The organism is Acidovorax sp. SUPP2825 (assembly GCF_030158995.1).
In the GTDB taxonomy this organism is placed as follows: Bacteria; Pseudomonadota; Gammaproteobacteria; order Burkholderiales; family Burkholderiaceae_C; genus Paracidovorax.
The window spans coordinates 137,676-164,222 of sequence record NZ_BQXK01000004.1; the positions used below are offsets into that span (position 1 = coordinate 137,676).

26 protein-coding genes are annotated in these 26,547 nt (G+C 67.9%); 9 read left to right on the forward strand and 17 right to left on the reverse strand.

The window, feature by feature from the left end; translation table 11 throughout:
- The first annotated feature begins 27 nt into the window (after positions 1–27).
- Positions 28–1,698: a phospholipase D family protein gene (locus tag AVAK2825_RS07095; protein WP_284395697.1), complete on the forward strand. Its 1,671-nt coding sequence runs from the start codon at positions 28–30 to the stop codon at positions 1,696–1,698.
- 113 nt (positions 1,699–1,811) lie between these two features.
- On the opposite strand, the gene AVAK2825_RS07100 is transcribed toward AVAK2825_RS07095, so the two are convergent.
- Together AVAK2825_RS07100 and AVAK2825_RS07105 are read right to left on the reverse strand one after the other, a co-directional pair.
- On the reverse strand, positions 1,812–2,777 hold the full coding sequence (locus AVAK2825_RS07100) for a tRNA dihydrouridine synthase (RefSeq protein ID WP_284395702.1): 966 nt from the start codon (positions 2,775–2,777) through the stop codon (positions 1,812–1,814).
- 199 nt (positions 2,778–2,976) lie between these two features.
- On the reverse strand, positions 2,977–4,416 hold the full coding sequence (locus tag AVAK2825_RS07105) for a YdgA family protein (protein WP_284395705.1): 1,440 nt from the start codon (positions 4,414–4,416) through the stop codon (positions 2,977–2,979).
- Between the two features lie 194 nt (positions 4,417–4,610).
- Here AVAK2825_RS07105 and AVAK2825_RS07110 point away from each other — a divergent pair, with 194 nt between their 5' ends.
- A complete protein-coding gene (locus AVAK2825_RS07110; RefSeq protein ID WP_284395708.1) occupies positions 4,611–5,096 on the forward strand; it encodes a hypothetical protein in 486 nt (161 codons plus the stop codon).
- 38 nt (positions 5,097–5,134) lie between these two features.
- Here AVAK2825_RS07110 and AVAK2825_RS07115 read toward each other — a convergent pair whose 3' ends face one another.
- From AVAK2825_RS07115 to AVAK2825_RS07145, 7 genes are all read right to left on the reverse strand, one after another.
- Positions 5,135–6,307, reverse strand: coding sequence for a methyltransferase (locus AVAK2825_RS07115; protein ID WP_284395711.1), 1,173 nt, complete (start codon positions 6,305–6,307; stop codon positions 5,135–5,137).
- Between the two features lie 39 nt (positions 6,308–6,346).
- Positions 6,347–6,868 carry a GNAT family N-acetyltransferase gene (locus tag AVAK2825_RS07120; RefSeq protein WP_092744242.1) on the reverse strand — a complete coding sequence of 174 codons (522 nt, stop codon included), beginning with the start codon at positions 6,866–6,868 and terminating at the stop codon, positions 6,347–6,349.
- A 119-nt stretch (positions 6,869–6,987) separates the two neighbouring features.
- Entirely contained in the window at positions 6,988–8,424 is a 1,437-nt protein-coding gene (locus AVAK2825_RS07125; RefSeq protein WP_284395718.1) for a coniferyl aldehyde dehydrogenase, read from the reverse strand.
- A 210-nt stretch (positions 8,425–8,634) separates the two neighbouring features.
- Positions 8,635–8,979, reverse strand: a complete 345-nt coding sequence (locus tag AVAK2825_RS07130) for a hypothetical protein (protein ID WP_284395719.1) — start codon at positions 8,977–8,979, stop codon at positions 8,635–8,637.
- Between the two features lie 28 nt (positions 8,980–9,007).
- The gene (gene clpB, locus AVAK2825_RS07135; protein WP_284395721.1) at positions 9,008–11,617 is read right to left on the reverse strand and encodes an ATP-dependent chaperone ClpB; all 2,610 of its coding nucleotides are present in this window, start codon (positions 11,615–11,617) and stop codon (positions 9,008–9,010) included.
- Positions 11,618–11,791: 174 nt separating this feature from the next.
- Positions 11,792–12,313 (reverse strand): molybdopterin synthase catalytic subunit MoaE, encoded by a 522-nt coding sequence (gene moaE / locus AVAK2825_RS07140; protein ID WP_284395723.1) that lies wholly within the window; start codon positions 12,311–12,313, stop codon positions 11,792–11,794.
- 34 nt (positions 12,314–12,347) lie between these two features.
- Positions 12,348–12,587, reverse strand: a complete 240-nt coding sequence (locus AVAK2825_RS07145) for a hypothetical protein (protein ID WP_272567946.1) — start codon at positions 12,585–12,587, stop codon at positions 12,348–12,350.
- A gap of 179 nt (positions 12,588–12,766) precedes the next feature.
- On the opposite strand from AVAK2825_RS07145, the gene AVAK2825_RS07150 reads away from it, so the two are divergent.
- The 3 genes from AVAK2825_RS07150 to AVAK2825_RS07160 all read left to right on the forward strand — a co-directional run bounded on the left by AVAK2825_RS07150 (position 12,767) and on the right by AVAK2825_RS07160 (position 14,653).
- Positions 12,767–13,021, forward strand: coding sequence for a hypothetical protein (locus tag AVAK2825_RS07150; protein WP_272567945.1), 255 nt, complete (start codon positions 12,767–12,769; stop codon positions 13,019–13,021).
- Positions 13,022–13,033: 12 nt separating this feature from the next.
- Positions 13,034–13,384, forward strand: coding sequence for a hypothetical protein (locus tag AVAK2825_RS07155; RefSeq protein WP_284395728.1), 351 nt, complete (start codon positions 13,034–13,036; stop codon positions 13,382–13,384).
- 312 nt (positions 13,385–13,696) lie between these two features.
- On the forward strand, positions 13,697–14,653 hold the full coding sequence (locus tag AVAK2825_RS07160; protein WP_502870501.1) for a dihydrodipicolinate synthase family protein: 957 nt from the start codon (positions 13,697–13,699) through the stop codon (positions 14,651–14,653).
- A gap of 34 nt (positions 14,654–14,687) precedes the next feature.
- Here AVAK2825_RS07160 and AVAK2825_RS07165 read toward each other — a convergent pair whose 3' ends face one another.
- The 7 genes from AVAK2825_RS07165 to AVAK2825_RS07195 form a co-directional block, all read right to left on the reverse strand.
- The gene (locus tag AVAK2825_RS07165; protein ID WP_284395730.1) at positions 14,688–15,125 is read right to left on the reverse strand and encodes a nuclear transport factor 2 family protein; all 438 of its coding nucleotides are present in this window, start codon (positions 15,123–15,125) and stop codon (positions 14,688–14,690) included.
- 37 nt (positions 15,126–15,162) lie between these two features.
- Entirely contained in the window at positions 15,163–15,420 is a 258-nt protein-coding gene (gene moaD, locus AVAK2825_RS07170) for a molybdopterin converting factor subunit 1 (protein WP_284395731.1), read from the reverse strand.
- A complete protein-coding gene (locus tag AVAK2825_RS07175) occupies positions 15,417–16,649 on the reverse strand; it encodes a molybdopterin molybdotransferase MoeA (protein WP_284395734.1) in 1,233 nt (410 codons plus the stop codon). The genes moaD and AVAK2825_RS07175 overlap by 4 nt, the downstream gene beginning before the upstream one ends.
- Positions 16,650–17,207, reverse strand: a complete 558-nt coding sequence (mobB, locus tag AVAK2825_RS07180) for a molybdopterin-guanine dinucleotide biosynthesis protein B (RefSeq protein WP_284395737.1) — start codon at positions 17,205–17,207, stop codon at positions 16,650–16,652.
- A 96-nt stretch (positions 17,208–17,303) separates the two neighbouring features.
- On the reverse strand, positions 17,304–18,731 hold the full coding sequence (thrC, locus tag AVAK2825_RS07185; protein ID WP_284395740.1) for a threonine synthase: 1,428 nt from the start codon (positions 18,729–18,731) through the stop codon (positions 17,304–17,306).
- Positions 18,731–20,092, reverse strand: coding sequence for a homoserine dehydrogenase (locus AVAK2825_RS07190; RefSeq protein ID WP_284395742.1), 1,362 nt, complete (start codon positions 20,090–20,092; stop codon positions 18,731–18,733). Before AVAK2825_RS07190 ends, thrC begins: the two co-directional genes overlap by 1 nt.
- Before the next feature lie 75 nt (positions 20,093–20,167).
- Positions 20,168–21,397 carry a pyridoxal phosphate-dependent aminotransferase gene (locus tag AVAK2825_RS07195; RefSeq protein ID WP_284395745.1) on the reverse strand — a complete coding sequence of 410 codons (1,230 nt, stop codon included), beginning with the start codon at positions 21,395–21,397 and terminating at the stop codon, positions 20,168–20,170.
- Positions 21,398–21,568: 171 nt separating this feature from the next.
- Here AVAK2825_RS07195 and AVAK2825_RS07200 point away from each other — a divergent pair, with 171 nt between their 5' ends.
- From AVAK2825_RS07200 to AVAK2825_RS07215, 4 genes are all read left to right on the forward strand, one after another.
- Positions 21,569–21,940 carry an Mth938-like domain-containing protein gene (locus AVAK2825_RS07200; protein WP_284395750.1) on the forward strand — a complete coding sequence of 124 codons (372 nt, stop codon included), beginning with the start codon at positions 21,569–21,571 and terminating at the stop codon, positions 21,938–21,940.
- 163 nt (positions 21,941–22,103) lie between these two features.
- Positions 22,104–22,589, forward strand: a complete 486-nt coding sequence (locus tag AVAK2825_RS07205) for a peroxiredoxin (protein ID WP_272551605.1) — start codon at positions 22,104–22,106, stop codon at positions 22,587–22,589.
- A 154-nt stretch (positions 22,590–22,743) separates the two neighbouring features.
- Positions 22,744–24,555 (forward strand): PhoH family protein, encoded by a 1,812-nt coding sequence (locus tag AVAK2825_RS07210; RefSeq protein ID WP_284395754.1) that lies wholly within the window; start codon positions 22,744–22,746, stop codon positions 24,553–24,555.
- 16 nt (positions 24,556–24,571) lie between these two features.
- On the forward strand, positions 24,572–24,940 hold the full coding sequence (locus tag AVAK2825_RS07215; protein ID WP_284395757.1) for a hypothetical protein: 369 nt from the start codon (positions 24,572–24,574) through the stop codon (positions 24,938–24,940).
- A 94-nt stretch (positions 24,941–25,034) separates the two neighbouring features.
- On the opposite strand, the gene dnaB is transcribed toward AVAK2825_RS07215, so the two are convergent.
- Entirely contained in the window at positions 25,035–26,447 is a 1,413-nt protein-coding gene (dnaB, locus tag AVAK2825_RS07220) for a replicative DNA helicase (protein WP_284395760.1), read from the reverse strand.
- Positions 26,448–26,547: the final 100 nt, after the last annotated feature.

Sequence of the window (26,547 nt, forward strand, 5' to 3'; positions counted from 1 at the left end):
TCCAGCAACACGTCTTTGTCCAGGATCATGGACGACCGTCGCCAAGCCGCCCATGCAAAACACGACTCCGGCTTTCTCCTGCTCAGCGGCCCCCAGGAAGCCTATGGCAGCCGCCTTTCCCTGGTAGAGCAGGCACAGAAAACACTGGACCTGCAGTACTACGCCATCCATGCCGATGCCAGCAGCGAGCGGTTGCTGCGCGGCATTGCAGCGGCGGCACGGCGCGGGGTACGTGTTCGCATTCTCCTGGACGACTTTCACAGCACGGGGCGCAATGCCTTGGTCATGGGCATGGCGTTCCAGCCCAATGTGGAAATGCGGATGTTCAACCCGGTCGCTGGGCCGCGTGGTTCGATGCTGGGGCGCTTGTGGGGCTCTGTCACCGATTTTTCCCGCGTGCAGCAACGCATGCACAACAAGCTGTTCATCGCGGACAACGTGATGGGCGTAACGGGCGGGCGCAATCTGGGTGATGCCTATTTCGGCAATGCCGATTCGGGCAATTTCGTGGATCTGGACGTGCTCGCCGTGGGCCCCATCGTCCAGGATCTGTCTCGCAGTTTCGACAGCTATTGGAACAACCAGCGCGCCTACCCCGTGCAGTCGCTCATCACCCAGCAGGAACTGGCACGGTTGCGTGAGCAGACCTCGAAGGCGCCAGTGTCCGAACAGCAGCGACAGGGTGATGGCGACAACAACAACGCCCCCCCTTCAGGGACGCGCACTGCGGCCTCTGACCGGCGGGATGGGCCCAAGCCGCCGGACGGCGAGCCCCGACCATCCAGCGATGGACCCACGCAGGCGCAGCGCGAGCGCGTCTGGAATGAACAAGCCATGGACCTCGGTGCGGCAGCCTTCGTCTGGGCGCCGGCCGCCATGCTGGCGGACCAACCCGCGAAGATTCCCGCCGAAGGCGAGCGCGGCATTCCGGTGGCCGACATGAAGCCAGGAGCGGCCGTCGAGGTGAGCGCATCCGGCGTCCATTCCGACCACAACGCGCCCTCTTCCACGACACCGCGCACGCAGGCGCTCCAGGCCTCTGCAGAGCATGCAGCACAAGGAGAAACCGTGGTGGACGGCCTGCTGCAGTTGCTGGCCCAGGCACGGCAGGACCTGCTCATCATTTCGCCCTACTTCGTGCCCGGCGAGGACATGAAGAAGGCGTTTGCCGATGCCGTGGCACGGGGGGTCCGCGTGCGGGTGCTCACCAATTCGCTGGCCTCCAACGATGCGCCGGTCGCCCATGTGGGCTACGCACGGCACCGCGATGAATTGCTGGCCATGGGCGTGCAGCTGTATGAACTGCGCAGCGAGCAGGCAGGTCTCAAGTCGACGTTCGGCTCATCGGGGGCCGCTGCCACGGGCGAGTCCCGGTCCATGCTGCACTCCAAGGTGCTGGTGCTGGACGGCCGGCTGCTGGTAGTGGGTTCGATGAACCTGGATCTGCGCTCCCAGTTGCAGAACACCGAGATTGCCCTGCTGATCCAAAGCCGGGCCCTTTCCCGCATGGCGTCGGAGCAGATCGAGACCGCCATGCGCGAGGGCGCCTGGCGGCTGGAGAAGACCGACCAGGGGTTGGTTTGGCGAGCTCCCCAGGGCAGCGGCCTCGAAGATGCCACGACGGACCCCGATACCGGTCTGGGACTGCGTTTGCTGCTGAAGCTCCTGGGGCCATTGGCACCGGATCATCTTTTGTAGCGCGAAACAGGCGGCCTGTTTCGCAGGCCCGTTTCTCCGGGTGCGACCTGACGGAACCGTCTTGTCCGCACTCAGCCGAGGCAGCCCGCCCTACCCTCAGCGGCACTTCGGTTTCAAGCCGGATCGGGCATCGGCTGCCGTTGCAGCCATTGCGTGATGTCTTGTTGATCCGTCATGGTGCGAACCTGTTGGTACGCCACCTCACCTTCCGGAAACCGCCGGCGCAGCAGATTGAGCCATTGCTTGAGCCGGCCCGCGCGCTGGCGGGGCTCCAGGTCTTCGCAGACCAGACGCCAGAAATCGGACAGATGCGGCTGCAGCGCCGACCAAGGCAATGCAGGCGCGTCGGCGTCACCAGCGTCCGCCGAGCGGATCGCAAGGGCCAGGCCGGGATCGGCCACCATGCCCCGTCCGAGCATCAGGGCGCTGCATCCCGACACCTCGCGGCAGCGCTGCGCATCGGCCACGGTCCAGATCTCGCCATTGGCCACTACCGGGATGGAGACGGCATCCCGCACAGCCGGGATCTGCTCCCAGTAGGCCGGCGGCCGGTAGCCGTCGGCTTTGGTCCGCGCATGCACCACCAATTCGCACGCACCGCCGGCCTGCATGGCCTGTGCGCATTCACGGGCCAGGGAGGCATCGTGGTAGCCCAGCCGCATCTTGGCGGACACCGGCAGGTGCGGCGGCACGGCGCGGCGCACGGCCTCGACCACTGCAGCGATGCGCTCCGGCTCCTTGAGCAGCGCCGCACCGCCCCCATGGCGGTTGACCACGTTGGCCGGGCAGCCGAAGTTCAGATCGATCCCCTCGGGCCCCAGTGCCGCCAGGCGCGCCGCGTTCTCGGCCATGCTGACAGGATCGGAGCCCAGCAACTGCGCCCGCACCGGCACGCCCGCCAGCGTCCTGCCGCCATGGCGCAGTTCCGGGAGGTAGCGAAGGAACACCTTGTCAGGCAGCAAGGTGCCGGTGATGCGAATGAACTCGGACACACAGCGGTCCACCCCACCCACGCGGGTGAGCACGTCCCGCAGCACGAAGTCGAGTAGCCCTTCCATGGGCGCAAGCAGCAAGGTCATGGCAGCGTGAATGGCCTTTGCGCCACCGGCGCCGAGCGCCCATGGCCGTGAATCCGGAATTCCCGATGAAGGTAACGACAAGGAAAAGGACTGCCTGTAGCCCCACGAACGGCCCGGCCCCCCCCGGAAAAACAAAAAGGGCCCGAAGGGCCCTGGCGAGCAGCCGACCGGTGGCCGAAGCCACCGAAGCACCGCTATTTTATAAAGTCCCCTTCGGCAGGTCGATGCTCTTGCCGTTGAGCTTGACCTGACCGGCTTCCATTTTCACCACGCTGGTCAGGTTGTCCCCCTCCTGTCGCAGGAACCCGGCAGCCTGGGCCATGCCGATCATGGCGTCCATGTCTTCGCTCTTCATGTCTTTCTTGCCTGCAGCCTCAGCGATGGGCGCAATCCACGCCTTGGGCAAACGCGCGCTGGCATTCAGCATCGAGCCCTTGATCAACGCGGCCTTCCAGCCCGTCTGCGCAACCTCTTCGGCCGAGGGAGCGCGCTGCACTTCGCCGCCGTACTCGATCTGCCCCTGCTGGCCTTGGTAGGTGGCCATGAGCTTCATCGAGTAAGCCGGAAGGGCTGCCACCAGGCGGGGAGCGCTCTCTTCCAGCAAGGCCAGAATGCGCTCTTCCGTTTGGGAGGCCGCGTTTGCCAGGCCCTGCGTGCGATAGGCCTCGATCAGTGCCTGCTGAAAGCGCTTGATCGTTTCCAGGTCGATGCGCTGGAACTTTTCTTCGAAGCCCACCGATTCGAAATTCAGCGGGCCCATGCTGCCCTTGCCGTTGAGCGCAGTGGCGATGCTGATCGTGGCGCCATTGCTCTCGATCGTGGATGACCCGGCCACTTCTTTCAGAGAGAACAGGGACGTCGCCGCACCGCCTGCGGCCGGGGTGCTGCTGGCGTCCATCTCCGCGAGCCGCACCGTGCCGGTGCCGGGCCCGAAAAGCCACATGCCTTCGATCACTTCGTTCTCGAACGTGCCGTCCATGCCCTTCATGGCCATGGTGATGCGGGCCGCCGGCTTGGCCTCTTCGTCGTCCTCGTCCGGGGTACCGCCGGGCACTCCGACCATCGCGAATTCGGGCCACTGGAAGCTGCCTTTGACGCGTTTGCGGTCCCCGCTGAGGGTCATGTCGGTGACCATGGCTTGCCAACGCAACGTCATCTCCTCGTTGCCGACTTCACCCGCGGGCAACTGGAAATGGAGGTCGTGCCGGCCCGTCAGATGGTGCACGGTGGTCAGGGTGGGAGCGGTCACCTTGGCCAGGTCCTTGGTGGCCTGCGCGTCCAGTCCCTCCAGCGCAAAGCGCGAATCCACCACGGCGGCCGCCAGGCGGCGGCCCGCCAGAGGGCCATGGTGCACGGTGCTGTTCACGGCCAGGCGCAACGGCGCGGATGGCGGCACATTGGCCTCCACCTGCTCGGCCGTGCGGGGCGGGGTCCACTGCAGCACCAGCTTGGCCTGCGATGAGAAGAAGCCCTTGTGGTATTCCTCGGAAACGATGGCCTCCGGGCCCAGGGCCTGGCGCAGATCGACCAGCGCCTCCTCGTAGCTCGACTGGGCCCGTTGGCCCAGATACCAGGTCGCGCCACCATAGGCCACGACAACCAGCGCCACGGCGGCGCCTGCAATTGTTTTCTTGTTCATTGGGTGTTCCGTCAGCATGCTTCTCCCCCCTGGGCGAAGCCCGCGAGAATACCACCGGCCTTCGCGGCAAGGTCCGCATCCGGCGCACGAACCGTGGTGCATTGGCCGCACGCAGCCGCGTGGCCCTGCTGGCGTCATCGCCACGTCACGGGAGTGCGCTGCAATCAGGCTCCCGCCTGATCTTTGCCCTTTCCATGCTGCTCCTGAGAACCGACAAGGCCCGCCTGGAACTGTCCCCCGGCGTGCGAACACTGAGCCTGCGAGAACGCTCCCTGCTGCTGCTGGCCGATGGCCGGCCGATGAAGGACCTGCAGGCCATGTACAACGGCATCGGCGCCCAGATCGTCGAGCAACTGATGCGCCAGGGCTATCTGGCCAGCCCCAGCACAACGCCCGCGCCCTCCACTGCGCCGGCCGCCACGAACGAAGCCCCGGCACCCTCGAACGCCCTGCGTTCGCTGGCCGGCGCCCGCATGTACCTGTTCGACATTTGTGAGCGCATGTTCGCGCGGCGCAATGCCGACCTGGCCCGTAATTTCCATGAAGCGCTGCGCGGTGCGCGCGACCGCGACAGCATGCTGGACGTGAGCGAGGCGCTGCTGGACGAAATCACCTTGCTGGCCGGCCCCGAACGCGCTGCCGCCGTGCGCGAGCGCATGGAGCAGTTGCTGCCGGCGTAAAAAACGAAACCGGTGGCGCTTGGCGCTGTGCTCAGCGCCTAAAGCGCAGCCAGCCGCCAGAGCGAGGTTCGCTCGGCCGAACGTGCGGCATGCAACGGATCGGTAGCGTCCGCGGCCTTCGCATGGCGGGGCTGCACCTCGTGCCGATCGACCACCCGCAGGCCTGCGCCGGCCACCCATTCGAGCAGTTGGTCACGCGAGCGCAAGCCCAGGTGCTCCGCCAGATCGGACAGAATCAGCCACCCTTCGCCGGCCGGCGCCAGGTGCGCCTTGAGGCCCGACAGAAAGCCGCGCAGCATGCGGCTGTCTTCGTCATACACCGCATGCTCGATGGACGAGCTGGCACGTCCCGGCAGCCAGGGCGGGTTGCACACCACCAGTGGCGCCTGACCCGCGGGAAAGAGATCGGCCTGCACCACCTCGACCTGGGTCGACAGGCCCAGCCGATGGACGTTGTCGCGGGCGCAGGCCAAAGCGCGGGGGTCCTGGTCGGTGGCCACGACGCGGTGCACACCGCGCCGGGCCAGCACCGCCGCGAGCACGCCCGTTCCGGTGCCGATGTCGAAGGCCAGCTCCCTGGCCGGCAGCGGCGCCTGGGCCACCAGGTCCACATACTCCCCGCGCACTGGCGAGAACACGCCGTAATGCGGATGGATGCGGCGCGGCGCCTGGGACGTGCCCAGTGCAGGAATCTCCACGCCCTTCTTGCGCCACTCGTGCGCACCCACCAGCCCCAGCATTTCGCGCAGCGACACCACGCAGGCGGTGCCGTCGGCCGGGCCCCAGGCCTCGGCGAATGCCTCTCGCCAATCGGGCGCACGGCGCAACGCGATGGTGCGGTCCCCCTCCACGGGCACGAGCAGCATGCCCAGCGTGCGCGCACGTTGCGCCTGGGCCTGCCGGTGCAGATGGAAGGCCTGGGCAGGGATCGTGCTCTCGGCGGCAGGGCTTGCGGCCTGCGCCTTGCGGCCGGCCTTGGCCCCTTTGGCCTTGGGCTTCTTGTCCGCGCGGCGCATGAGCGCCTGCAGCAGGTGCCGCGCGTTCTGGAAATCGCCGCGCCACAACAGGCCCGTGCCCTCGCACGCCAGCCGGTAGGCGGTGTCGGCCGCGAGCGTGTCGTCGGCCAGCACCACGCGCCGGGGCTCCGCAGCGTTGCTCTCGCTGCGCCAGGGCGCTGAGCGCTCCTCGCCGTGCTCGGTCCAGTGGATCATGAAGGGTGTGCGAAAAGGAAAGTCAGGGGAGGCGGCGGATCAGTTCAAGGGGCGCTTGAGGCGCACTTCCTCGATCTTCACGCCGCCGACGACAGCGGTCTTGGCCGTGGACATTTCGCGCTTGAAGCCGGCCAGTTCATGAAAGCGCAGCGCGCGCTCATTGCGCAGCGGCACCCAAGCAGTGACATTGGTGCAGCCCTCTTCCTGCAGGCCGTCGCGTGCGGCGTCCCAAAGGGCAACGCCCACGCCCTGGCTCCAGTGGGTCGGGGCGGCGTAGATGGCCCAGATTTCGCCGGTGGTGGGACGGGATTTTTCATCGCGCGAACGGTCGAAGCCGACGAAGCCGACGATCTTGTCGCCGTCCACGGCCACCTGGACCTGGGGCTCGCAATACTCGATGGCCTCGCGCCAGTAGGCTTGGCGCTTCTCGACCGAAGACAGCGATTTCAATTGGTCGTCAGGCAACAAGCCACGGTATACCTCGGCTGCGGAGACGGTATGGATCTGTGCAATGGCTTTGGCATCGCGAAGCGTGGCGGGACGGACCTGGATACTGGACATGGAAAAAACGGGACGAAAACAGGGGATGAAAAAACGAAAGGAGCGGCATTGTCGCCGCAAATGGTTTTTCCACTCCAGCCCCCGGCTGTCCCGGGCCCTGTGCGAGGGCCCCGTGACGACTAAAGCCAGCGGCGCAGCAGGCCCATGACACGGTCGAAACGCGCGCCATACGGCGGGTAGAGCGCCGAGCCCATGGACCAGCGCGATTGCACCAGCACCGACTTCTGGTGGCAAAAGCGCAGAAAGCCCGCCTCGCCGTGGTAGGCGCCCCAGCCGCTGTCGCCGACCCCGCCGAACGGCAGGTTGTCGTGCGTGATGTGCATGAGCGTGTCGTTCACCGTGACGCCGCCGCTCACCGTGCGGCGCAGCACATCGTCGCGCACGGCTTCGTTGCGGCCGAACCAGTACAGCGCGAGCGGCCGCGGCCCGGCATTGATGTGCGCGATGGCGTCGTCCAGCCGCTCGTAGCCCAGCACGGGCAGCACGGGGCCGAAGATCTCTTCCTGCATCACCTGCATGTTCAGGCTGGCGTTGAAGACCAGCACAGGCGGCATCTGCCGCCCCACCCCGTCGCCGATGCCCTGCGCGGGCGGTGGCGGGGAGCCGGGCACGGGTTCAAGCACCTGCACGTCGGCGCCTTGCGTCTGCGCCTGCTGCAGCATGGTGCGCAGGCGCGCCAGCTGCCGGGGGTTGATGACGGAGGCGTAGTCGGGGTTGCCCTCGAAGTACGGAAAGAGCCGTGCCACGGCGGCGCGGTAGGCCTCGCCGAACGCGGCTTCGCGCCCGCGCGGCAGCAGCACATAGTCGGGTGCGATGCAGGTCTGGCCCGCGTTCAGCAGCTTGCCGTGTGCGATCTTGAGCGCGGCGTCCTGCAGGTCGCAGTCCGCATCGAGGATGCACGGGGACTTGCCGCCCAGCTCCAGCGTGGTGGGTGTCAGGTGCACGGCGGCGGCCTGGGCCACTTTGCGCCCCACGGCCGTGGAGCCGGTGAACACGAGGTGGTCGAACGGCAGCGAGGCGACCAGCGCCGCCACGGCAGCATCGCCCTGCACCACGCAGAACTCGTCGGGAGAAAAGAACTGCGAGACCAGCGAGGCCAGTTGCGCAGAGGTGTGGGGCGTGAGTTCGCTGGGCTTGAGCATCACCCGGTTGCCCGCCGCGAGAGCGCCGATGGCCGGCGCCAGCGCCAGCTGCACGGGATAGTTCCACGGCGCGATCACGCCCACCACGCCAAGCGGTTGCCGCTGCACCCAGGCATGCGCCGGCTGCAGGAACATCGGGGTGAAGACCTTGCGGGGCTTGGCCCAGCGGGCCAGGTGCCGCAGCGTGTGCGACAACTGCGCGCGCAGCACGAACAGATCGGCCACCTCGGTCAGGCGCGGCGACCGCATGCCGAAATCGGCCTGCACCGCCGCCGCGAGCACCGGGCCGTGTTCGTCCAGCATCTTGCGCACCCGCAGCAGGCGCTCTCGGCGCACCAGCAGGGGCACGTCGGCATGGTCCCGGCTGGCACGCCGCTGGATTTCGAACTGGTGGCGGATATCGGCAGGGGTCATTCCACGCATCATAGGCAGCGCCCTTGCAACCGCCTGTAAATCCAGGTCTCCAAGTGCCTCATTCGGGAAAATAAGCGGGAAACGCGTGCCCGATGGCCGACGCCCCAAGCCGGACTGGGCGCGGTGCGATCCCGGGCGCAGCCCGGCACCGATGTCCCAGCACAAAGGCAGGCGAGCGGGCCACCAAGGCCGCCCTGCCGCGCCGCCGGATCAGGACACGTCGCGCGCCTGCACGTCGGTCACCTCACGCGCGCCGGGCAGTTCGCGCGAGCGCACCGCCGGCTCGGCCGGGCCATCCGCCACCGGGCGGCCGCCCGGGGCAGCGGACCAGCGCGCCGTGCTGCGGTACACCGTGCTCCAGCCGGTGCGCGGGTCCATGCGCATGGCCCAGGGCGTCACGGGGCGGCCGGTCACCCGCGCCCACAGGGCACGGGCGCCCCAGACCACCGCCAGCAAAGCGGCCACGGCCAGCAGGCTCAGGAAAAAGACCACGCCGACGGCCACTACGGCCAGGCGCACTATCCACCGGATCACCCCGGCTGCAAAATCGTTCAAACCCAATCCTTTCCTGAGAGGGCCCGGCTCAACCCTGCGTCAGGGCCTCGCCGAACCGGAACACGCCCGGATCGAGCACCGGGTCCACATCGACCGGAATCACGCTCTTGGGCGCGAACCGGCCTTCCAGCAGCAGCTTGGACAGCGGATTTTCCAGCCGCTGCTGGATCGCCCGCTTGAGCGGCCGCGCACCGAACACGGGATCGAACCCCACCTTGGCCAGCTCGGCCAGGGCCGTGTCGGACACCTGCAGGTGCAGGTCCATTTTCGCCAAACGCGCTTCGAGCAACTGCAACTGGATGCGTGCAATCGCTTCGATGTTCTTCGCATCCAGCGCGTGGAACACCACCGTCTCGTCGATGCGGTTCAGGAATTCGGGTCGGAAATGGTTCTTGAGTTCCCCCCAAACCGCTTCCTTGAGGTCGTCCGAGTCCTGGCCCACCATCGCCTGGATGAGGTGCGAGCCGATGTTGCTCGTCATCACGATCACCGTGTTCTTGAAGTCCACGGTGCGACCCTGGCCATCGGTCAGGCGGCCATCGTCCAGCACCTGCAGCAGCACGTTGAACACGTCGGGGTGGGCCTTTTCCACCTCGTCGAGCAGCAGCACGCTGTAGGGCTTGCGGCGCACGGCCTCGGTGAGGTAGCCGCCTTCTTCATAGCCCACGTACCCGGGCGGCGCGCCGATCAGGCGGGCCACCGAGTGCTTTTCCATGAACTCGCTCATGTCGATGCGGATCAGGTGGTCTTCGCTGTCGAACAAAAAGCCCGCCAGCGCCTTGCACAGCTCGGTCTTGCCCACGCCCGTGGGGCCTAGGAACAGGAACGAGCCCGTGGGCCGGTTGGGGTCGGACAGGCCCGAGCGCGAGCGGCGGATGGCGTTGGCCACCGCGGCAATGGCATCGTCCTGGCCCACCACGCGCTCGTGCAGCTTGTCCTCCATCTGCAGGAGCTTGTCCTTCTCGCCCTGCATCATCTTGGCCACGGGAATGCCGGTGGCGCGGCTGACCACCTCGGCGATCTCCTCGGCGCCCACCTGGGTGCGCAGGAGGCGCGGGGCGCTGCCTGCGCCGTCCTTGCCGGCTTCCTTGGCCTGCGCTTCCTTGAGCTGCTTTTCCAGGTCGGGCAGCTTGCCGTACTGTAGCTCGGCCACCTTGTTGAAGTCGCCCTTGCGGGTGAACTCCTCGATCTGGAACTTGAGCTTGTCGATCGCCTCGCGCACATGCGCGCTGCCCTGGGCCTGGGCCTTTTCGGACTGCCAGATCTCGTCGTAGTCGGCGATTTCCTTTTGCAGCTTGGCGATCTCTTCCTCGATCAGCGCAAAGCGCTTTTGCGAGGATTCGTCCTTCTCGCGGCGCACGGCCTCGCGCTCGATCTGCAGCTGGATCAGCCGCCGGTCGAGCCGGTCCATGACCTCGGGCTTGGAGTCCATCTCGATCTTGATCTTGGACGCGGCCTCGTCGATGAGGTCGATGGCCTTGTCGGGCAGGAAGCGGTCGGTGATGTAGCGGTGCGACAGCTCGGCCGCGGCCACGATGGCCGGGTCGGTGATGTCCACGCCATGGTGCACCTCGTACTTTTCCTGCAGGCCGCGCAGGATGGCGATGGTGGCCTCGACCGTGGGTTCGCCCACGAGGATCTTCTGGAAGCGCCGCTCCAGGGCCGCATCCTTTTCGATGTACTTGCGGTACTCGTCGAGCGTGGTCGCGCCCACGCAGTGCAGCTCGCCGCGCGCCAGCGCCGGCTTGAGCATGTTGCCCGCATCCATGGCGCCCTCGCCCTTGCCGGCGCCGACCATGGTGTGCAGCTCGTCGATGAAGACGATGGTCTGGCCCTCGTCCTTGGCCAGCTCGTTCAGCACGCTCTTCAGGCGCTCCTCGAACTCGCCGCGGTACTTGGCGCCGGCGAGCAGGGCCGCCATGTCCAGCGACAGCACGCGCTTGCCCTTGAGCGATTCCGGCACCTCGCCGGCCACGATGCGCTGGGCCAGGCCCTCCACGATGGCGGTCTTGCCCACGCCGGGCTCGCCGATCAGCACGGGGTTGTTCTTGGTGCGGCGCTGCAGTACCTGGATGGCGCGGCGGATCTCGTCGTCGCGGCCGATCACGGGGTCGAGCTTGCCGATGCGGGCGCGCTCGGTCAGGTCCAGGCAGTACTTGGCGAGGGCGCCGCGCTGGCCTTCGGCCTCGGCGCTGTCCACCTTCTGGCCGCCGCGCACGGCGTCGATGGCGGCCTCCAGGCTCTTGCGGGTCAGGCCGTTGTCCTTGGCGATCTGGGCGGCGTCACCCTTGCTGTCCACCAGCGCGAGCAGGAACAGCTCGCTGGCGATGAACTGGTCGCCGCGCTTGATGGCCTCCTTCTCGGTGGCCTGCAGCACGCGGCCCAGCTCGGGGCCGCCCTGCACCTGGTCCTGCCCGTGCACCTGGGGCAGGCGCTTGACGGCGGCCTCGGCCGCGGACAGCAGCCCCGGCACGTTGGCGCCGGCGCGCTGCAGCAGCGCCCGCGGACCGTCTTCCTGGCGCAGCATGGCGACCAGCATGTGCACGGGTTCGATGTAGGCGTTGTCGTTGCCCAGCGCCAGCGACTGCGCGTCGCTCAGGGCTTCCTGGAACTTGGTGGTGAATTTGTCGAGACGCATGGTTGAAATGTCCTCCGAATTGCAACGCAGTTGGGGGAGGTGGAGGCACATTTCAAGCGCGCGCGCCACAGCAGGCCATGCGCCAGATCAAATTCAGGCAGGCATTTCAAAAAATGCCAAATGCTCACTTATTGATAGCTCCACGCCCTAGTGGAATATGCGGCGAAGGCCTTTTTACTTCAAACCCTGATCCGCATTGGGAAGGGCCGCGATGCCCCAGCGCGCCAGCGCGGCGTCGTCGCTCACCCGGGCATCGACCCAGCGCGCGCCCTGGGGCGTGACCTCCTTCTTCCAGAACGGCGCCTGGGTCTTGAGGTAGTCCATCAGGAACTCGCAGGCCTGAAAGCCCTGGCCCCGGTGGGCCGAGGTCACCGCCACCAGCACGATCTGGTCCTGCGGCTGCAGCAGCCCCACACGGTGCACCACCCGGGCGCCGAACAGCTCGAAGCGGCGCAGCGCCTCGTCCACCATGGCTTCGATGGACTTCTCGGTCATGCCGGGGTAATGCTCCAGCTCCATCGATGCGACGGCGTCGCCGGCATTGTGATCGCGCACGGTGCCCACGAAGCAGCACACCGCGCCCACCCGCGGATCGCCGGCGCGCAGGGCCGCCAGTTCGGCGGACACGTCGAAGTCGGCTGCCTGGACGGCCACGCGGGGCGGGGCAATGGGGAGTGGAGCGGAAACGGGGTTCATGGCCGCAGCGAAAGGGGTCTGGCGCCGGTGCGGCTCATGGCGAGCGGTGCAGGCGCGGGGCGGAGAGCAGCCCGCGCTCTTCCTCGATGATCTGGTCGAGCTGGCGCCGCGCGGGGGACGCCGGCACGCGCGCCAGCATGGCCTGCAGCCGCACCACGTCATTCACCGACGGCGCGACCTTCACCTGTGCGATGGCCGCCTGGGTGTTGCCGCCCTGGATGAGGGCGAAGACCTTGCCGGCCCACTCGTCTTTGTCTCTCGAATTGCGTGCCATGCGGCGGTGTCCTTGTGCGTGCGTTCGCAAACCGCGATTGTCACGGAAACCGCCGGGCCGCTGGCGCCGGCCGGGAAAAGAGCGCCTTTGCTAAAGTGGCCGGCTTGCCAGGCATGCCGCCGCGCCCGCCTCTTGCGCCTCGCACCGCTGCCACCCCTCCCCTTCGCTCTCCTTTCCGCATGGCCACCCAGACCGTCACCACCGACCGCTACAAGCTCTTTCCGTCACCGCGCAACCAGCACCGCGTGGTGTTCGAGCACGAGGTCTTCCAGCCCCACCCCTACGCGCTGATCGACCTGCCCAGCTACGACCTGCGGGGCCGCTACAGCCTGTTCGCCGCCCACCGCCTGGCGGACGGCAAGATGGGCCAGCTCGCCACGTTCGAGCTGGCCGAGGATGCCGAGCGGTTCGCGCGCCTGTTCACGCCCGACTGAGCCGCATCCGCCATGCACGACGAGAACCAGATCCACGTCCCGCCCTCGTTCCTGGCCTTGTACAGCGACGCCCGCCAGCGCCTGTCCGAGCCGGTCGCCGTGGTCCGCGAGCGCTACGAGCTGTGCGAAGACCTGGCCAGCCATCTGGTGGAGCAGGCGCAGACGCTCTACCACGTGCAGGCCCCGTCGGAGGCCGAGATCCTGCTGCGCATCCACGCCGGGCTGGCCACGCCCGGCTCCGGCGTGGCGCCACCCGAGGCGCGCTGGATCACGCTGCGCCTGGCCGAACTGCTGAACTGGCGCTGCCCGGAACTGCCGCCCCCTGCGGACGAGGTTCCGCAGGGCGACGCCCCTGCGCCCTAGCCCCGCCACCCATCGCGAGGGCACCGCCAGCGGCGCGACGGAGGGCCTGTACCGGCGCACCCTGGCTATACTGCCCCCATGCCTTCGCACACCCCCTCGCCTTCGCGGACCCTTTGGTCCGTGGCGGCGTGCGCAGGCAAAGCCAAAAAACCCCAGCTCATCTGACCGGAGCTGCGGTTCCGTCCGGATGAGCGACGGAACCGCACGGCAGGCACCCTCTCCCCTTTTTTCTTTTTGAACGCCTGCCGCTTTGCCGGTCGGCGCACGCATCCCTGGACGGCTCCCTCGGTCGTTGCCTGAAAGGATGTTCCCGTGCGTTCACATTCCACCCACTCCCATGCCACCACCCGCCCTGCCACCCCGCGGGCCCGTGGCGATTTCTCCGGCCTCTGGATTCCCCTGGTCACCCCGTTTCGCCACGGCGCCGTGGACCATGACGCCCTGAAGGCCCTCGTGCAGCGGCTGCGCGGCACGGGCATCGCGGGGTTCGTGGCCTGCGGCTCCACCGCCGAAGCCGGGGCGCTGGACACGCCGGAGCAGGACGCCGTGCTGGCCACGGTGCTCGCGCACGCGGGCGGCCTGCCGGTGGTCATGGGCGTGTCGGGCTGCCACATGGGCCAGGTGCTGGCGCGGGTGCGCAGCCTGGCCCCGCAGCCGCTGGCCGGGCTGCTGGTGTCGGCGCCGCATTCCATCCGGCCGTCGCAGGCGGGGCTGCAGCAGTGGTTCGGGGCGATCGCCGATGCCAGCGCGGTCCCGCTCATCGTCTACGACATTCCCTACCGCACCGGCGCCACGCTCGACCTGGCCACCTTGCGCGGCCTGGCGGCGCACCCGAACCTCCGCGCCGTGAAGGACTGCGGCGGCAGCCCGGCGAAGACGCAGGCGCTGATCGCAGACGGCGCGCTGCAAATGCTGGCGGGCGAGGACGCCCAGGCATTCACCACCGTCGCGCTCGGGGGCGCCGGGGCCATCGCCGCGAGCGCGCACTGGCAGACGGCCGAATGGGTGGCCTGCCTGAATGCCGTCGCGGCCGGGGACCTGGTGCAGGCACGCGGGCTCTGGGAGGGGATCCTTCCGTGGGTGGAGCGTTTCTTCGCCGAGCCCAACCCCGCCCCCATCAAGGCCCTGCTGGCCGCGCGGGGCGAGATGGCGGACGAACTGCGCGCGCCGATGACGTCGGCCTCGCCCGCACTGGTACAGCGGCTGCAAGAGGCCCTGGCGGCCCTGCCGCGCGGCGAGCCGGCCGCCATCGCACCCCAGGGCGCTTAAGAGCCTGCGGGAGACGGGCCTCGGGCCGCCGCCATCAAGGCGGCGGCACCCCTTCGGCCCGTGCCGTCGGGGGTTCGGATTCGCCGGGGCCGCCGGGCGCGGCAGGCGTGCCCTGGTGGAAGCGCATCTGCCACCCACGCGCAGACCGCTCCCACACCGAAGTGCGCAGCGTCCACCGCTCCAGGGTTCCGTCGTCCAACCGCTGCGCCGATCGGTACGTGAGCAGCGCGGCGAACTCACCGAGACGCCGGACCTCGAAGCGGTCCGCGACCACCACGGCATGCTGCGCCTGGGCCGGCAGTTGCGAGAGGACGTCCGCCTTGGTGTAGACCGCACCGGAGCGGCCGAACTCGCGGAAGTCGTCGTGCAGCAGTGCGTCCAGCCGGGCGGCGTCCTGGCGCGCGGCCGGCCGGTGCAACTCCACCTCCAGGGCCTGCAGCCACGGCAAAAGGGGCGCGTCGGAAGCAGGCATCGAAAAGGGGCGCGTCAGGCCACGGGCGCGCCGGCCTTCAGCCGCCCGTGACGGGCGGAAAGAACGCCACTTCCGCCCCATCGGCCAGCGCCGCGGATTCGTCGCTCAGCGTCTGGTCGAGCGCCATGCGCACCGCGCGGCCACGGCCCAGGCTGTGCGCCCAGGGCCCGCCGCGCGCGATCAGTTCGTTGCGCAGCGCGCCCAGCGTGGCCGCCTGCGTCGCCAGGCGTTCGCTGCCCTGCCCCACGGCCTCGCGGATCGCGGCGAAGTAGCGCACGGTGACGGTGCGGCTCATGACTGCAGCTCCGCCCAGGGAATGAAGCGCACGGTATCGCCCCGCGCGATGGTCTGGCCGGCCGGGGTGTCCACCACGCCGTCGCCCCAGGCGACCGACGTGAGAACGCCCGATCCCTGGTGGGGAAACAGGTCCAGCCCGCCCGCCGCATTGCGCCGCACGCGCAGGAACTCGCGGCGCCGGTCCGCGCGCGGCCAGTCGAAGTCGGCCGTGGCCGCCACGCTCTGCGGGGCGACGGCCTGCACGCCCTGCAGCCGCAGCAGGAACGGGCGCACCAGCAGCGCAAAGGTCATGAAGCTCGATACCGGGTTGCCCGGCAGCCCCATGAAGTGCGCCGCGCCGATGCGGCCATGGGCGAAAGGCTTGCCGGGCTTCATGGCGATCTGCCACAGGTCCAGCCGGCCCAGGGCCTCGACAGCGGGCTTGACGTGGTCTTCCTCGCCCACCGAGACGCCGCCGCTGGTCAGGATCAGGTCGTGCTCCAGGCTGGCGCCACGCAGCGCCTCCAGCGTGGCCTCGCGCCGGTCCGGCACGATGCCCAGGTCGGTCACCGCGCAGCCCAGGCGGCGCAGCAGCCCCCGCAGGAAGAACCGGTTGCTGTTGTAGATGGCGCCGGGCGGCATGCGGGCCGGGTCCACCTCACCGGGCATGACGAGTTCGTCACCGGTCGAAAACAGCGCCACGCGCGGGCGCCGCGCCACGGTGAGCCGCGCCAGGCCGATGCTCGCGGCCAGCCCCAGCGCGGCCGGCGTGAGCCGCATGCCCGCGGCCAGCACCTCGGCCCCGAGCGCGATGTCCTCGCCCGCGCGGCGAATCCACTGGTGGACGGCGGGCACGGCATCGATCTGCACGCGGTCGCCCTCCAGCGCCTGGCAGTCTTCCTGCATCACGATCGCATCGGCCCCGGGCGGCACCGGCGCGCCCGTGAAGATGCGCGCCGCCGTGCCCGCGGCCAGCGGCAGGCCCGCGCTGCCGGCCGCGATGCGCTGCGACACGGGCAGCTGCGCCCCGGCCACGGCCACGTCGGCCCGGCGCACGGCATAGCCGTCCATGGCGCTGTTGTCATGGGGCGGCACCTGCAGCGGCGAGACGGCCGCCACGGCCAGCACGCGGCCATCGGCCTCGAACGTGTCCACCGTGTCGGTGCCGGCCAGGGGCACGGCATGGGCCAGCAGGTCGGCCAGCGCCTCGTCCAGGGGCTTCATCGGGGGGCGGGCGGCAGCGGGCATTCAGCGGACTCCAGGCGGTGGCGGAACATAGTGAAAGCGCGGGCCCTGGGCGATCAGCCAGTCGGCCAGGGCATCGACCGGGCCGGCCCAGCCATCGAAGACAGGCAGCCCGGTGGGCACGGGCAGGCGGGCGGGGGCATCGGTCACCACGGCGACAACGAACGGGTCCTGCGGATAGCGCACGCTGCGCTCGGTGTCATCGGGCGACGGCGAGCGCCACACCTCCACCTTGGGCAGATCGCACTCCTTGAAGCCCTCCACCAGGGCCCAGTCCACCCGGTCGTCCAGCTCGGCCAGCAGGCCGTGCACGCCGGGCTCGGTGGGCTGGGCGAACTCGCGCATCAGCACCATCCGTCGGTCCGAAGCCGCCACCACCTCGAACGCCCCGGCCTCGCGGTGGCGCCAGGTGTCCTTGCCGGGGTGATCGACGTCGAACCGGTGGTGCGCGTGCTTGACCACCGACACGCGCTGCCCGCGCTGGCCCAGCGCCGGAATGAGCCGCTCGATCAGCGTGGTCTTGCCGCTGCCCGAGAACCCGGCAAAGCCCACCACCTTCATTGCGACCTCCTGGGATTTGCTATTAATTTAATAGCAAAAGGAACAATAAGCACTAGGGCATCGGCCCGATTCGGCACAAAACCCGCCTGAAAGGACTCAGGCGCAGTGGCGGCTGATGTAGGCCTTGACCAGCACCACGTCGGCCGGCATGACCTGCACGCGCTTGGGCAGCGCCTCAATGCCCTCGAACTTGGCCGGCCGCTCGGGCGGTTGGCCCAGCGCCTCGACGATGGTCTCGGCGAACTTGATCGGCAGCGCGGTTTCCAGTACCAGCATCGGCACGCCGGGACGGATGTGCTCGCGCGCCACCTTCACGCCGTCGGCGGTGTGGGTGTCGATCGTCACGCCGAAACGCTGGAACGTGTCGCGGATGGTCGCGATGCGGTCCGCATGCGTGCTCTTGCCGCTCACGAAGCCGTAGCGCCCCGCCGCCTCGGCAAATGCGGGGTCGCCGCTCAGGTCGAACGCGCCGTCCCGGGCCAGGGCCTCGCCGAACAGCGCCTGCGTGCGGGCGCCGTCGCGGCCGAGCAGGTCGAACACGAAGCGCTCGAAGTTGCTCGCCTTGCTGATGTCCATGGACGGGCTGGAGGTCTCGTGCGTGTCGGCGCTGCCGCGCACACGGTACACGCCCGTGCGGAAGAACTCGTCCAGCACGTCGTTTTCGTTCGTCGCCACCACCAGCTGGTCGATCGGCAGGCCCATCATGCGCGCCACGTGGCCCGCGCAGACGTTGCCGAAGTTGCCCGACGGTACGGTGAAGCTCACCGTCTGGTCGTTGGTATCGGTGGCCTGCACGTAGCCGGCGAAGTAGTACACGACCTGTGCCAGCAGGCGCGCCCAGTTGATCGAATTGACGGTGCCGATCTTGTACTGGCGCTTGAAGGCCAGGTCGTTGCTCACGGCCTTGACGATGTCCTGGCAATCGTCGAACACGCCCTCGATGGCGAGGTTGTGGATGTTCTCGTCCTGCAGGCTGAACATCTGCGCCTGCTGGAACGCGCTCATGCGGCCGTGCGGGCTGGTCATGAACACGCGCACGCCCTGCTTGCCCTTCATGGCGTATTCGGCGGCGCTGCCGGTGTCGCCGCTGGTCGCGCCCAGGATGTTGAGCGTCTCGCCGCGGCGCGCCAGTTCGTATTCGAACAGGTTGCCCAGCAGCTGCATCGCCATGTCCTTGAAGGCCAGCGTGGGGCCGTTGGACAGGGCTTCGAGCCACAGGCTGTTTTCCAGGTGGCGCAGCGGCACGATCTCGCCGGTGCCGAACACCTCGGCCGTGTACGTCTTCTCGCACAGGCGCTTGAGATCCGCCGCGGGAATGTCGTCGATGTAGAGCGACAGGATCTGGAAGGCCAGCTCCGCGTAGCCCTGCTCGTGGTAGGCACGGCGCAGGCGGGTGAGCGCCGCGTCGTCGATCTGCGGGTAGCGCTCGGGCAGGTACAGGCCGCCATCGGGCGCGAGGCCCTCCAGCAGGATGTCGCAGAAATGCTTGCGGTCGGTATGGCCGCGGGTCGAGACGTACAGCATCAGTTCAGCTCCTCCTTGCGGATGCGCGTGATGGGGCCCAGCACCGTGGGCAGCGCCTGCATCTGCGCGATGGCGTCGTTCATCGTGCCCTCGCGCGTGTCGTGCGTGAGGATGATGAGGTCGGTCTGCGTGGAACCCTCGCCGCCCACCTCGTCCGCCTCGCGCTGCAGCACCGCGTCGATGCTGATGCCGGCCGTGGCGAGCAGGCCCGTGACCTTGGCCAGCACGCCGGCCTCGTCGGCCACGCGCAAGCGCAGGTAGTAGCTGGTGACGACCTCGCTCATGGGCAGCACGGGCAGCGTGCCCATGGCCTGGTCGAGCGTGTGCGACTGGAAGGCCAGGTGCGGCACGCGGTGCTCGGGGTCGGCCGAGGCCAGGCGGGTGATGTCCACCAGGTCGGCGATCACGGCGCTGGCCGTGGGCTCGCTGCCGGCGCCCTTGCCGTAGTACAGCGTGGTGCCCACGGCATCGCCCTGCACGACGACGGCGTTCATGGCGCCTTCCACGTTGGCGATCAGGCGCTTGGCGGGCACGAGCGTGGGGTGCACGCGCAGCTCCACGCCGTCGGTCTGGCCGGAGGCCGCGCCCGCGCCGGAGCGGCGCTTGGCGATGCCCAGCAGCTTGATGCGGTAGCCCAGTTGCTCGGCATAGCGGATGTCGGCCGCGCCGAGCTTGGTGATGCCTTCCACATAGGCCTTGTCGAACTGCACCGGGATGCCGAAGGCGATGGCCGACATGATGGTGGCCTTGTGCGCGGCGTCTACGCCTTCGATGTCGAAGGTCGGATCGGCCTCGGCATAGCCCAGTCGCTGCGCCTCTTTCAGCACCACGTCGAAATCCAGGCCCTTGTCGCGCATCTCGGACAGGATGAAGTTGGTGGTGCCGTTGATGATGCCGGCGATCCACTGGATGCGGTTGGCGGTGAGCCCTTCGCGCAGCGCCTTGATGATCGGGATGCCCCCGGCCACGGCGGCCTCGAAGGCCACCATCACGCCCTTGGCCGATGCGGCCGCGAAGATCTCGGTGCCGTGCACGGCCAGCAGCGCCTTGTTGGCGGTGACCACGTGCTTGCCGGCGGCGATCGCCTCCAGCACCAGGGCCTTGGCGATGCCGTAGCCGCCGATCAGCTCGACCACGATGTCGATGTCGGGGTTGGTGATGACGGCGCGCGCATCGCTCACCACCTCGGCGGTGTCGCCCACGACGGTCCTGGCGCGGGCCGCGTCGAGGTCGGCCACCATGGCGATCTCGATGCCACGGCCGGCGCGGCGGCGGATTTCCTCCTGGTTGCGTTGCAGCACGTTGAAGACGCCGCTGCCGACGGTGCCAATGCCCAGCAGGCCCACTTGGATCGGTTTCATGATCGAATTACCAGTCAAATTGCACTGCAGCGCTAGATGAATATGCGCTGGCAGCTATGAAAATAGGAGTAAAAATCAGGCGGTGCCATGCTGCTGCCGGTACCGGGCGAGGAAATCCGCCAGGCGGCCGATGGCCACGCGCAGATCGTCCTCGTGGGGCAGGAACACGATGCGGAAGTGCTGTTGGTCGGGGTAATTGAAGCCCGAGCCCTGCACCAGCATCACGCGCGTGGCGCGCAACACCTCCATGAAGAATTGGCGGTCGTCGGCGATGGGGTACATCGCGGGGTCCAGGCGGGGGAACATGTAGAGCGCCGCCTTGGGTTTCACGCAGCTCACGCCCGGGATCGCCGAGATGAGTTCATAGGCCAGGTCGCGCTGGCGCCGCAGGCGCCCGCCTTCCCGGACCAGGTCGTTGATGCTCTGGTAGCCGCCCAGCGCCGTCTGGATGGCCCATTGGCCGGGCACGTTGGAGCCCAGCTTGATGTTGGCGAGCATGTTGATGCCCTCGATGTAATCGCGGGCCACTTCCTTGTTGCCCGAGATCACCATCCAGCCCGCGCGGTAGCCGCACGAGCGGTAGGCCTTGGAGAGCGAGTTGAAGGTCAGCGTGAGCACGTCGGTGGACAGGCTGGCCAGCGCCGTGTGCGTGACGCCGTCGTACAGCACCTTGTCGTACACCTCGTCGGCCAGCAGCACCAGGCCGTGCTCGCGGGCGATCTGCACCAGGGCCTTGAGCAGCTCGTCGGAGTACATCGCGCCCGTGGGGTTGTTGGGGTTGATGACCACCAGCCCCTTGGTCCGCGGCGTGATCTTGGCGCGGATGTCGTCCAGGTCAGGCATCCAGCCGTTGGCCTCGTCGCACAGGTAGTGCACGGGCTTGCCACCCGACAGGCTGGCGACGGCGGTCCACAGGGGGTAGTCGGGCGCGGGCACCAGCAGTTCATCGCCATCGTCGAGCAGCGCGTTGGTGGCCATGCCGATCAGGTCGCTCGCGCCGTTGCCCAGGTAGATGTCGTCGAGCGTCACGCCCGTAACGCCCTGCTGCTGGCTGTAGTGCATCACCGCCTTGCGCGCGCCGAAAATGCCCTTGCTGTCCGAATAGCCCGCCGAGTTGGGCAGGTTGCGGATCATGTCCTGCTGGATTTCCTCGGGGGCGTCGAAGCCGAACGGCGCGAGGTTGCCGATGTTCAGCTTGATGATCTTCTGCCCCTCGTCCTCCATCTGCTTGGCCGCGTCCACGATCGGGCCCCGGACATCGTAGAGAACGTTATTGAGCTTCGCGGATTTGTGGATGGTCTTCATGCGCTGGCGAAAAAAGGACGGGAGCCGGACACGGGGGGACTCAGAGACCCGCCAGGAGGCATTGCCTCTGTGGCGAAACCTATAATTTGACCACAGTTCCCGCAGCGCCCTGGCACCCTTTGGCCCCTCGTAGCGCACCTTTTCCCACAAACGGATATCCATCCAAAGCGAATGAAATTCCAGCCCGACCGCTCCGAAACGCAGACCATCAGCGCCTACGGCCCCGGCTGGATCGGCGTGGACGGCGAAAAGCTCACGACGAGTGTGATCCTCGGCTCGCGCGGGCTGCGCCAGGCGTGGGACTGCACGCGCTTCGAAGACCTGACGCCGGCGCACTTCGCGCAACTGGCCGGGCTCGATGCGGAACTCATCCTTTTCGGCAGCGGCACGCGCAACCGCTTTCCGCCGCCCGCCTGGCTGCAGCCGCTGATGGCCAAGCGCATGGGGCTGGAGACCATGGATACCCCGGCAGCCTGCCGCACCTACAACATCCTGGCGGGCGAGGGGCGCAACGTGGTCGCCGCCCTGCTGCTGGAGCCTTGATCGCCAGTTGTGTACTTTGGTTACAGACTGCAGGGCCTGAAAGAGTGCGAAAGAGTCCGTTTCAAGGTAAAATCTCCGGTTGCGGTCGGGGGCCCTCCAAGAGCAATAACACACACCGCTCCCCCGGCTTTTCAACGACTTTCATCCTGAGAGATTGAGTGCCATGGCGATCGTTGTCAACAAACCCCTACCTGAATTTGAAGCCAACGCGACCGGGGGGATCAAGGTCTCCAATACCTCGCATCTTGGCCAGGTTCTGATTCTGTACTTCTATCCCAAGGACAACACCCCTGGCTGCACCACCGAAGCCATGCAGTTCCGCGACAAGTACAAAGATTTCGTCAAGGCCGGCGCAGCCGTCTTCGGCGTGTCGCGCGACAACATGAAGTCGCACGACGACTTCAAGGAAAAGCTCGAACTCCCGTTCGAACTGATCGCCGACACCGAAGAAAAAATGTGCCACATGTTCGGCGTGGTCAAGAACAAGATCATGTACGGCAAGAAGGTCAAGGGCATCGAACGCAGCACGTTCCTGGTCGGCCCCGACGGCATCCTCGCCCACGAATGGCGCGGCCTCAAGGTGCCGGGCCATGTGGACGAAGTGCTCAAAGCCGTGAAGTCCATCAAGGCCCTCAAGAAAGCTGCCTGAAGCCGGCTGCGGCAGGCTGCCGCGGGCCGTCATGGGGAGCATGCATAATGGGTCGATGCTGCTGAGAAACGCAACGCCCTCCCCTCACCCAAAAGCCGCCTTGGCCTCCAGGCGGCTTTTTGCTTTCTGAACATCCCATCGAGGCCATTGCACCATGCCCCTGCCCCCCGCCCCCACCCGGCGCGCCGCGCTGCTTTCTCCGGATGCTTACCACCAGACCACGGCCCGTGCGGACCTGACCGCCGTTGACGAACCGGTCGAAGCCTTCGAACCCGCCAACCCTCCCGCCACCCGTTCCACCCGCAAGCCCGCGCGCACGGCCCCGTCCGCCCGCGATGCGGCACCCCGCACTGAAAGCACTGCCGCGCGTGCACCCGCGCCAGTGGCCAGCGAGGCACCGCCGCAACCCGGGCAGCGCGCGCCGTCGCGCCGCCGCGCCGCACCGGCCCCTGCGCCGGTGCAGGCCCGTGAGCCCGCCCTGGCTGAGCCGGTGCAGGCACGCACCGCCGCGCCCGAGCCCGCACAAGCCCCCACTCCGGCACCCAGCGCGCGCAGCCGCAAGGTGCGCAGCAACGGCCCCAAGAAGATGTTCGTGCTGGACACCAACGTGCTGCTGCACGACCCGACCAGCCTCTTCCGATTCGAGGAACACGACATCTTCCTGCCGATGATCGTGCTCGAAGAGCTGGACGGCCACAAGAAAGGCATGACCGAGGTCGCCCGCAACGGACGCCAGGCCAGCCGCACGCTCGACGCGCTGGCCGCCGCGCAGGGCGCCGACATCGCGCGCGGGCTCAAGCTCGACTCCACCGGCCAGCGCGCGGCCGGCGGCTGCCTGTATTTCCAGACGGCGCCGCTTGACTACAGCCTGCCCACCAGCCTGCCCCAGGGCAAGGCCGACAACCAGATCCTGGGCGTCGTCGAAGCGCTGCGCAAGCTGCATGCCCCGCGCGAAGTCGTGCTGGTGTCCAAGGACATCAACATGCGCGTCAAGGCGCGCGCGCTCGGCCTGAACGCCGAGGACTACCAGAACGACAAGACGCTCGAAGACGGCGACCTGCTGTACTCCGGTCTGCTCGCGCTGCCGGCCGACTTCTGGATCAAGACCGGCAAGAACGTGGAAAGCTGGCAGAGCGGCGTGCACACGTACTACCGCATCGGCGGACCGATCGTGCCGCAATTGATGATCAACCAGTTCGCGTACTTCGAGGCGCCCGGCGAGCCCAGCCTCTTCGCCCGCGTGACCGAGATCCGCGACCGCACGGCGGTGCTGCAGACACTCAAGGACTACGGCTCGGCCAAGAACGCCATCTGGGGCGTGAACACCCGCAACCGCGAGCAGAACTTCGCCATGAACCTGCTCATGGACCCCGAGGTGGACTTCGTCACCCTCACCGGCACGGCCGGCACCGGCAAGACGCTGATGGCGCTGGCCGCGGGACTCACGCAGGTGCTGGACGAGCGCCGCTACACCGAGATCATCATGACCCGCGCCACGGTGAGCGTGGGCGAGGACATCGGTTTCCTGCCCGGCACCGAAGAGGAAAAGATGGGCCCGTGGATGGGCGCGCTGGACGACAACCTGGAATTTTTGGCCAAGGGCGACGGCGGCAACGCCGGCGAATGGGGCCGCGCGGCCACCAACGAGCTGATCCGCAGCCGCATCAAGATCAAGAGCATGAACTTCATGCGCGGGCGCACGTTCCTCAACAAGTACGTGATCATCGACGAGGCGCAGAACCTGACGCCCAAGCAGATGAAGACGCTCATCACGCGGGCAGGCCCGGGCACCAAGATCATCTGCATGGGCAACCTGGCGCAGATCGACACGCCCTACCTGACCGAAGGCTCCTCGGGCCTGACCTACGCGGTGGACCGCTTCAAGGGCTGGCCGCACAGCGGCCACATCACCCTGGCGCGCGGCGAGCGCTCACGCCTGGCGGACTTCGCCAGCGAAGTGCTGTGAGCGGGAGCACCCGGTAATGGCCGTGGGATGGATGACCGCGCTGAAGCTGGTGCCCTGGGGCGACGTGATCGAGGCGACGCCCCAGATCCTGCAGGCCGCCCGGCGGCTGCTGGGCCAGACGCAGAAAGGGCCGGCAGCCACCGCCGCCGCGCCCCTGCCCAACGGCACGGAGGACGGCCTGGCCGCGCTGCGCCAGCGGGTGCAGGCGCTGGAGACCGAGCAGCAGGCGTCGGCCGTGCTGATCGGCTCGCTCGCCGAGCAGAACGCCCAGCTCGTGCGCGCGGTGGATGCGCTGCGGGTGCGCAGCCAGCGCCTGACGATCGCCGTGGCACTGGCCGGTGTCGCCACCGTGGGGCTGCTGGCCTGGGCGCTGGGCGGCAGCTGACCGGGCCCGCACCGCATTCCGGACGTTTGCTATTTAATTGATAGCAATATACCCCAGAAGGATATGTACTGGAGGCCTTTTTGACTCCAGGCGCCTAGAAATCGTCGCCGGAGCCCATGGCGAGGTTTTCGAAGCGCGTCTGGTTCTTCTGGAAAAACAGCTTCACCGTGCCGGTGGGGCCGTTCCGTTGCTTGCCGATGATGACCTCGGCCACGTTCGGCTCCTTGCTGTCCTTGTTGTAGTAGTCGTCGCGGTAGATGAACATGATGATGTCAGCATCCTGCTCGATGGCGCCGGATTCGCGCAGGTCGGACATCATCGGCCGCTTGTCGGTGCGCTGCTCCACCGATCGGTTGAGCTGCGACAGCGCGATCACCGGGCACTGCAACTCCTTGGCCAGCATCTTGAGGCCCCGGGAGATCTCGCCCAGTTCGGTGGCGCGGTTGTCCGAACTGGACGAGCCCGAACCGCTCATGAGCTGCAGGTAGTCGACCACGATCAGCCCCAGCTTGCCGCACTGGCGCGCCAGCCGGCGCGCGTTGGCGCGCAGCTCGCTGGGCGTGAGACCGGGCGTCTCGTCGATGTGCAGCGACACCGTGCGCAGGCGCTCGATGGCCTCGGTCAGCCGCGGCCATTCCTCGTCGGTCAGCTTGCCAGTGCGCAGGTTGCCCTGGTTCACACGGCCGATGGAGCCCACGATCCGCACCGCCAACTGCGCCGCACCCATTTCCATCGAGAAGATGGCCACGGGCAGGCCTTCGTTGAGCGCCACGTGCTCGGCGATGTTCACGGCAAACGAGGTCTTGCCCATGGACGGCCGCGCCGCCAGCACCACCATGTCGCCCGCCTGCAGGCCCGATGTCATGCGGTCCAGGTCGGCGAAACCCGTGGGCACGCCCGTGACGTCCACGGGGTTGTCCGCCATTTCCTGGACGCGGTCCAGCAGGTCCACCACCAGCGTGTCCAGCGACTGGAAGCCCTGCTTCATGCGCGAGCCTTCTTCGCCGATGGCGAAGATCTTCTGCTCGGCCTCGTCCAGGATGCGCTCGACCGGCTTGCCCTTGGGGTTGAAGGCGTTGGTGGCGATCTCGTCGCTGGCGGTGACCAGCTTGCGCAGGATCGAACGCTCCCGCACGATCTCGGCATAGCGCCGGATGTTGCTCGCGCTCGGCACGTACTGCGCCAGGCTGTTGAGGTAGGCCAGCCCGCCGATCTCCTCCGCCTTGCCCAGCCCCTGCAGCCGCTCGTACACCGTGATCACGTCGGCGGGCTTGCTGGCGTTCACCATGGCGCCGATGGCCGAATAGATGAGCTGGTGCTCGTGCCGGTAGAAATCGCCGTCCACCAGCAGATCGCCCACCCGGTCCCAGGCCATGTTGTCGAGCAGCAGGCCGCCCAGCACGCTGGACTCGGCCTCCAGGGAATGCGGCGGCACGCGCAGCTGAGCGACTTCGCGGTCCGGCGCCGGAGCGAAATCCTCGTCGATGGAAAGGGACTCGAGGGTCATGGCAAAAGGTCCTCTCGCGGCGGGCGCGGTGGGTTACCGTCAGGCAGATGGGAAGACTGGGATGACAAGTCTGTGGACAAGCTGTTCACAGGCGGTGGGT

What these genes read in the sequence shown, in the direction of transcription:
- dnaB (WP_284395760.1), bottom strand. Translation starts at nt 26,447, where the DNA reads ATGACCCTCGAGTCCCTTTCCATCGACGAGGATTTCGCTCCGGCGCCG.
- AVAK2825_RS07110 (WP_284395708.1), top strand. Translation starts at nt 4,611, where the DNA reads ATGCTGCTCCTGAGAACCGACAAGGCCCGCCTGGAACTGTCCCCCGGC.
- AVAK2825_RS07215 (WP_284395757.1), top strand. Translation starts at nt 24,572, where the DNA reads ATGGCCGTGGGATGGATGACCGCGCTGAAGCTGGTGCCCTGGGGCGAC.
- mobB (WP_284395737.1), bottom strand. Translation starts at nt 17,207, where the DNA reads ATGAAGGTGGTGGGCTTTGCCGGGTTCTCGGGCAGCGGCAAGACCACG.
- AVAK2825_RS07155 (WP_284395728.1), top strand. Translation starts at nt 13,034, where the DNA reads ATGCACGACGAGAACCAGATCCACGTCCCGCCCTCGTTCCTGGCCTTG.
- AVAK2825_RS07210 (WP_284395754.1), top strand. Translation starts at nt 22,744, where the DNA reads ATGCCCCTGCCCCCCGCCCCCACCCGGCGCGCCGCGCTGCTTTCTCCG.
- moaE (WP_284395723.1), bottom strand. Translation starts at nt 12,313, where the DNA reads ATGAACCCCGTTTCCGCTCCACTCCCCATTGCCCCGCCCCGCGTGGCC.
- AVAK2825_RS07145 (WP_272567946.1), bottom strand. Translation starts at nt 12,587, where the DNA reads ATGGCACGCAATTCGAGAGACAAAGACGAGTGGGCCGGCAAGGTCTTC.
- AVAK2825_RS07150 (WP_272567945.1), top strand. Translation starts at nt 12,767, where the DNA reads ATGGCCACCCAGACCGTCACCACCGACCGCTACAAGCTCTTTCCGTCA.
- AVAK2825_RS07175 (WP_284395734.1), bottom strand. Translation starts at nt 16,649, where the DNA reads ATGCCCGCTGCCGCCCGCCCCCCGATGAAGCCCCTGGACGAGGCGCTG.
- AVAK2825_RS07190 (WP_284395742.1), bottom strand. Translation starts at nt 20,092, where the DNA reads ATGAAACCGATCCAAGTGGGCCTGCTGGGCATTGGCACCGTCGGCAGC.
- moaD (WP_284395731.1), bottom strand. Translation starts at nt 15,420, where the DNA reads ATGAGCCGCACCGTCACCGTGCGCTACTTCGCCGCGATCCGCGAGGCC.
- AVAK2825_RS07100 (WP_284395702.1), bottom strand. Translation starts at nt 2,777, where the DNA reads ATGACCTTGCTGCTTGCGCCCATGGAAGGGCTACTCGACTTCGTGCTG.
- AVAK2825_RS07095 (WP_284395697.1), top strand. Translation starts at nt 28, where the DNA reads ATGGACGACCGTCGCCAAGCCGCCCATGCAAAACACGACTCCGGCTTT.
- AVAK2825_RS07105 (WP_284395705.1), bottom strand. Translation starts at nt 4,416, where the DNA reads ATGAACAAGAAAACAATTGCAGGCGCCGCCGTGGCGCTGGTTGTCGTG.
- AVAK2825_RS07115 (WP_284395711.1), bottom strand. Translation starts at nt 6,307, where the DNA reads ATGATCCACTGGACCGAGCACGGCGAGGAGCGCTCAGCGCCCTGGCGC.
- AVAK2825_RS07165 (WP_284395730.1), bottom strand. Translation starts at nt 15,125, where the DNA reads ATGCCTGCTTCCGACGCGCCCCTTTTGCCGTGGCTGCAGGCCCTGGAG.
- thrC (WP_284395740.1), bottom strand. Translation starts at nt 18,731, where the DNA reads ATGCTGTACGTCTCGACCCGCGGCCATACCGACCGCAAGCATTTCTGC.
- clpB (WP_284395721.1), bottom strand. Translation starts at nt 11,617, where the DNA reads ATGCGTCTCGACAAATTCACCACCAAGTTCCAGGAAGCCCTGAGCGAC.
- AVAK2825_RS07195 (WP_284395745.1), bottom strand. Translation starts at nt 21,397, where the DNA reads ATGAAGACCATCCACAAATCCGCGAAGCTCAATAACGTTCTCTACGAT.
- AVAK2825_RS07200 (WP_284395750.1), top strand. Translation starts at nt 21,569, where the DNA reads ATGAAATTCCAGCCCGACCGCTCCGAAACGCAGACCATCAGCGCCTAC.
- AVAK2825_RS07125 (WP_284395718.1), bottom strand. Translation starts at nt 8,424, where the DNA reads ATGACCCCTGCCGATATCCGCCACCAGTTCGAAATCCAGCGGCGTGCC.
- AVAK2825_RS07120 (WP_092744242.1), bottom strand. Translation starts at nt 6,868, where the DNA reads ATGTCCAGTATCCAGGTCCGTCCCGCCACGCTTCGCGATGCCAAAGCC.
- AVAK2825_RS07205 (WP_272551605.1), top strand. Translation starts at nt 22,104, where the DNA reads ATGGCGATCGTTGTCAACAAACCCCTACCTGAATTTGAAGCCAACGCG.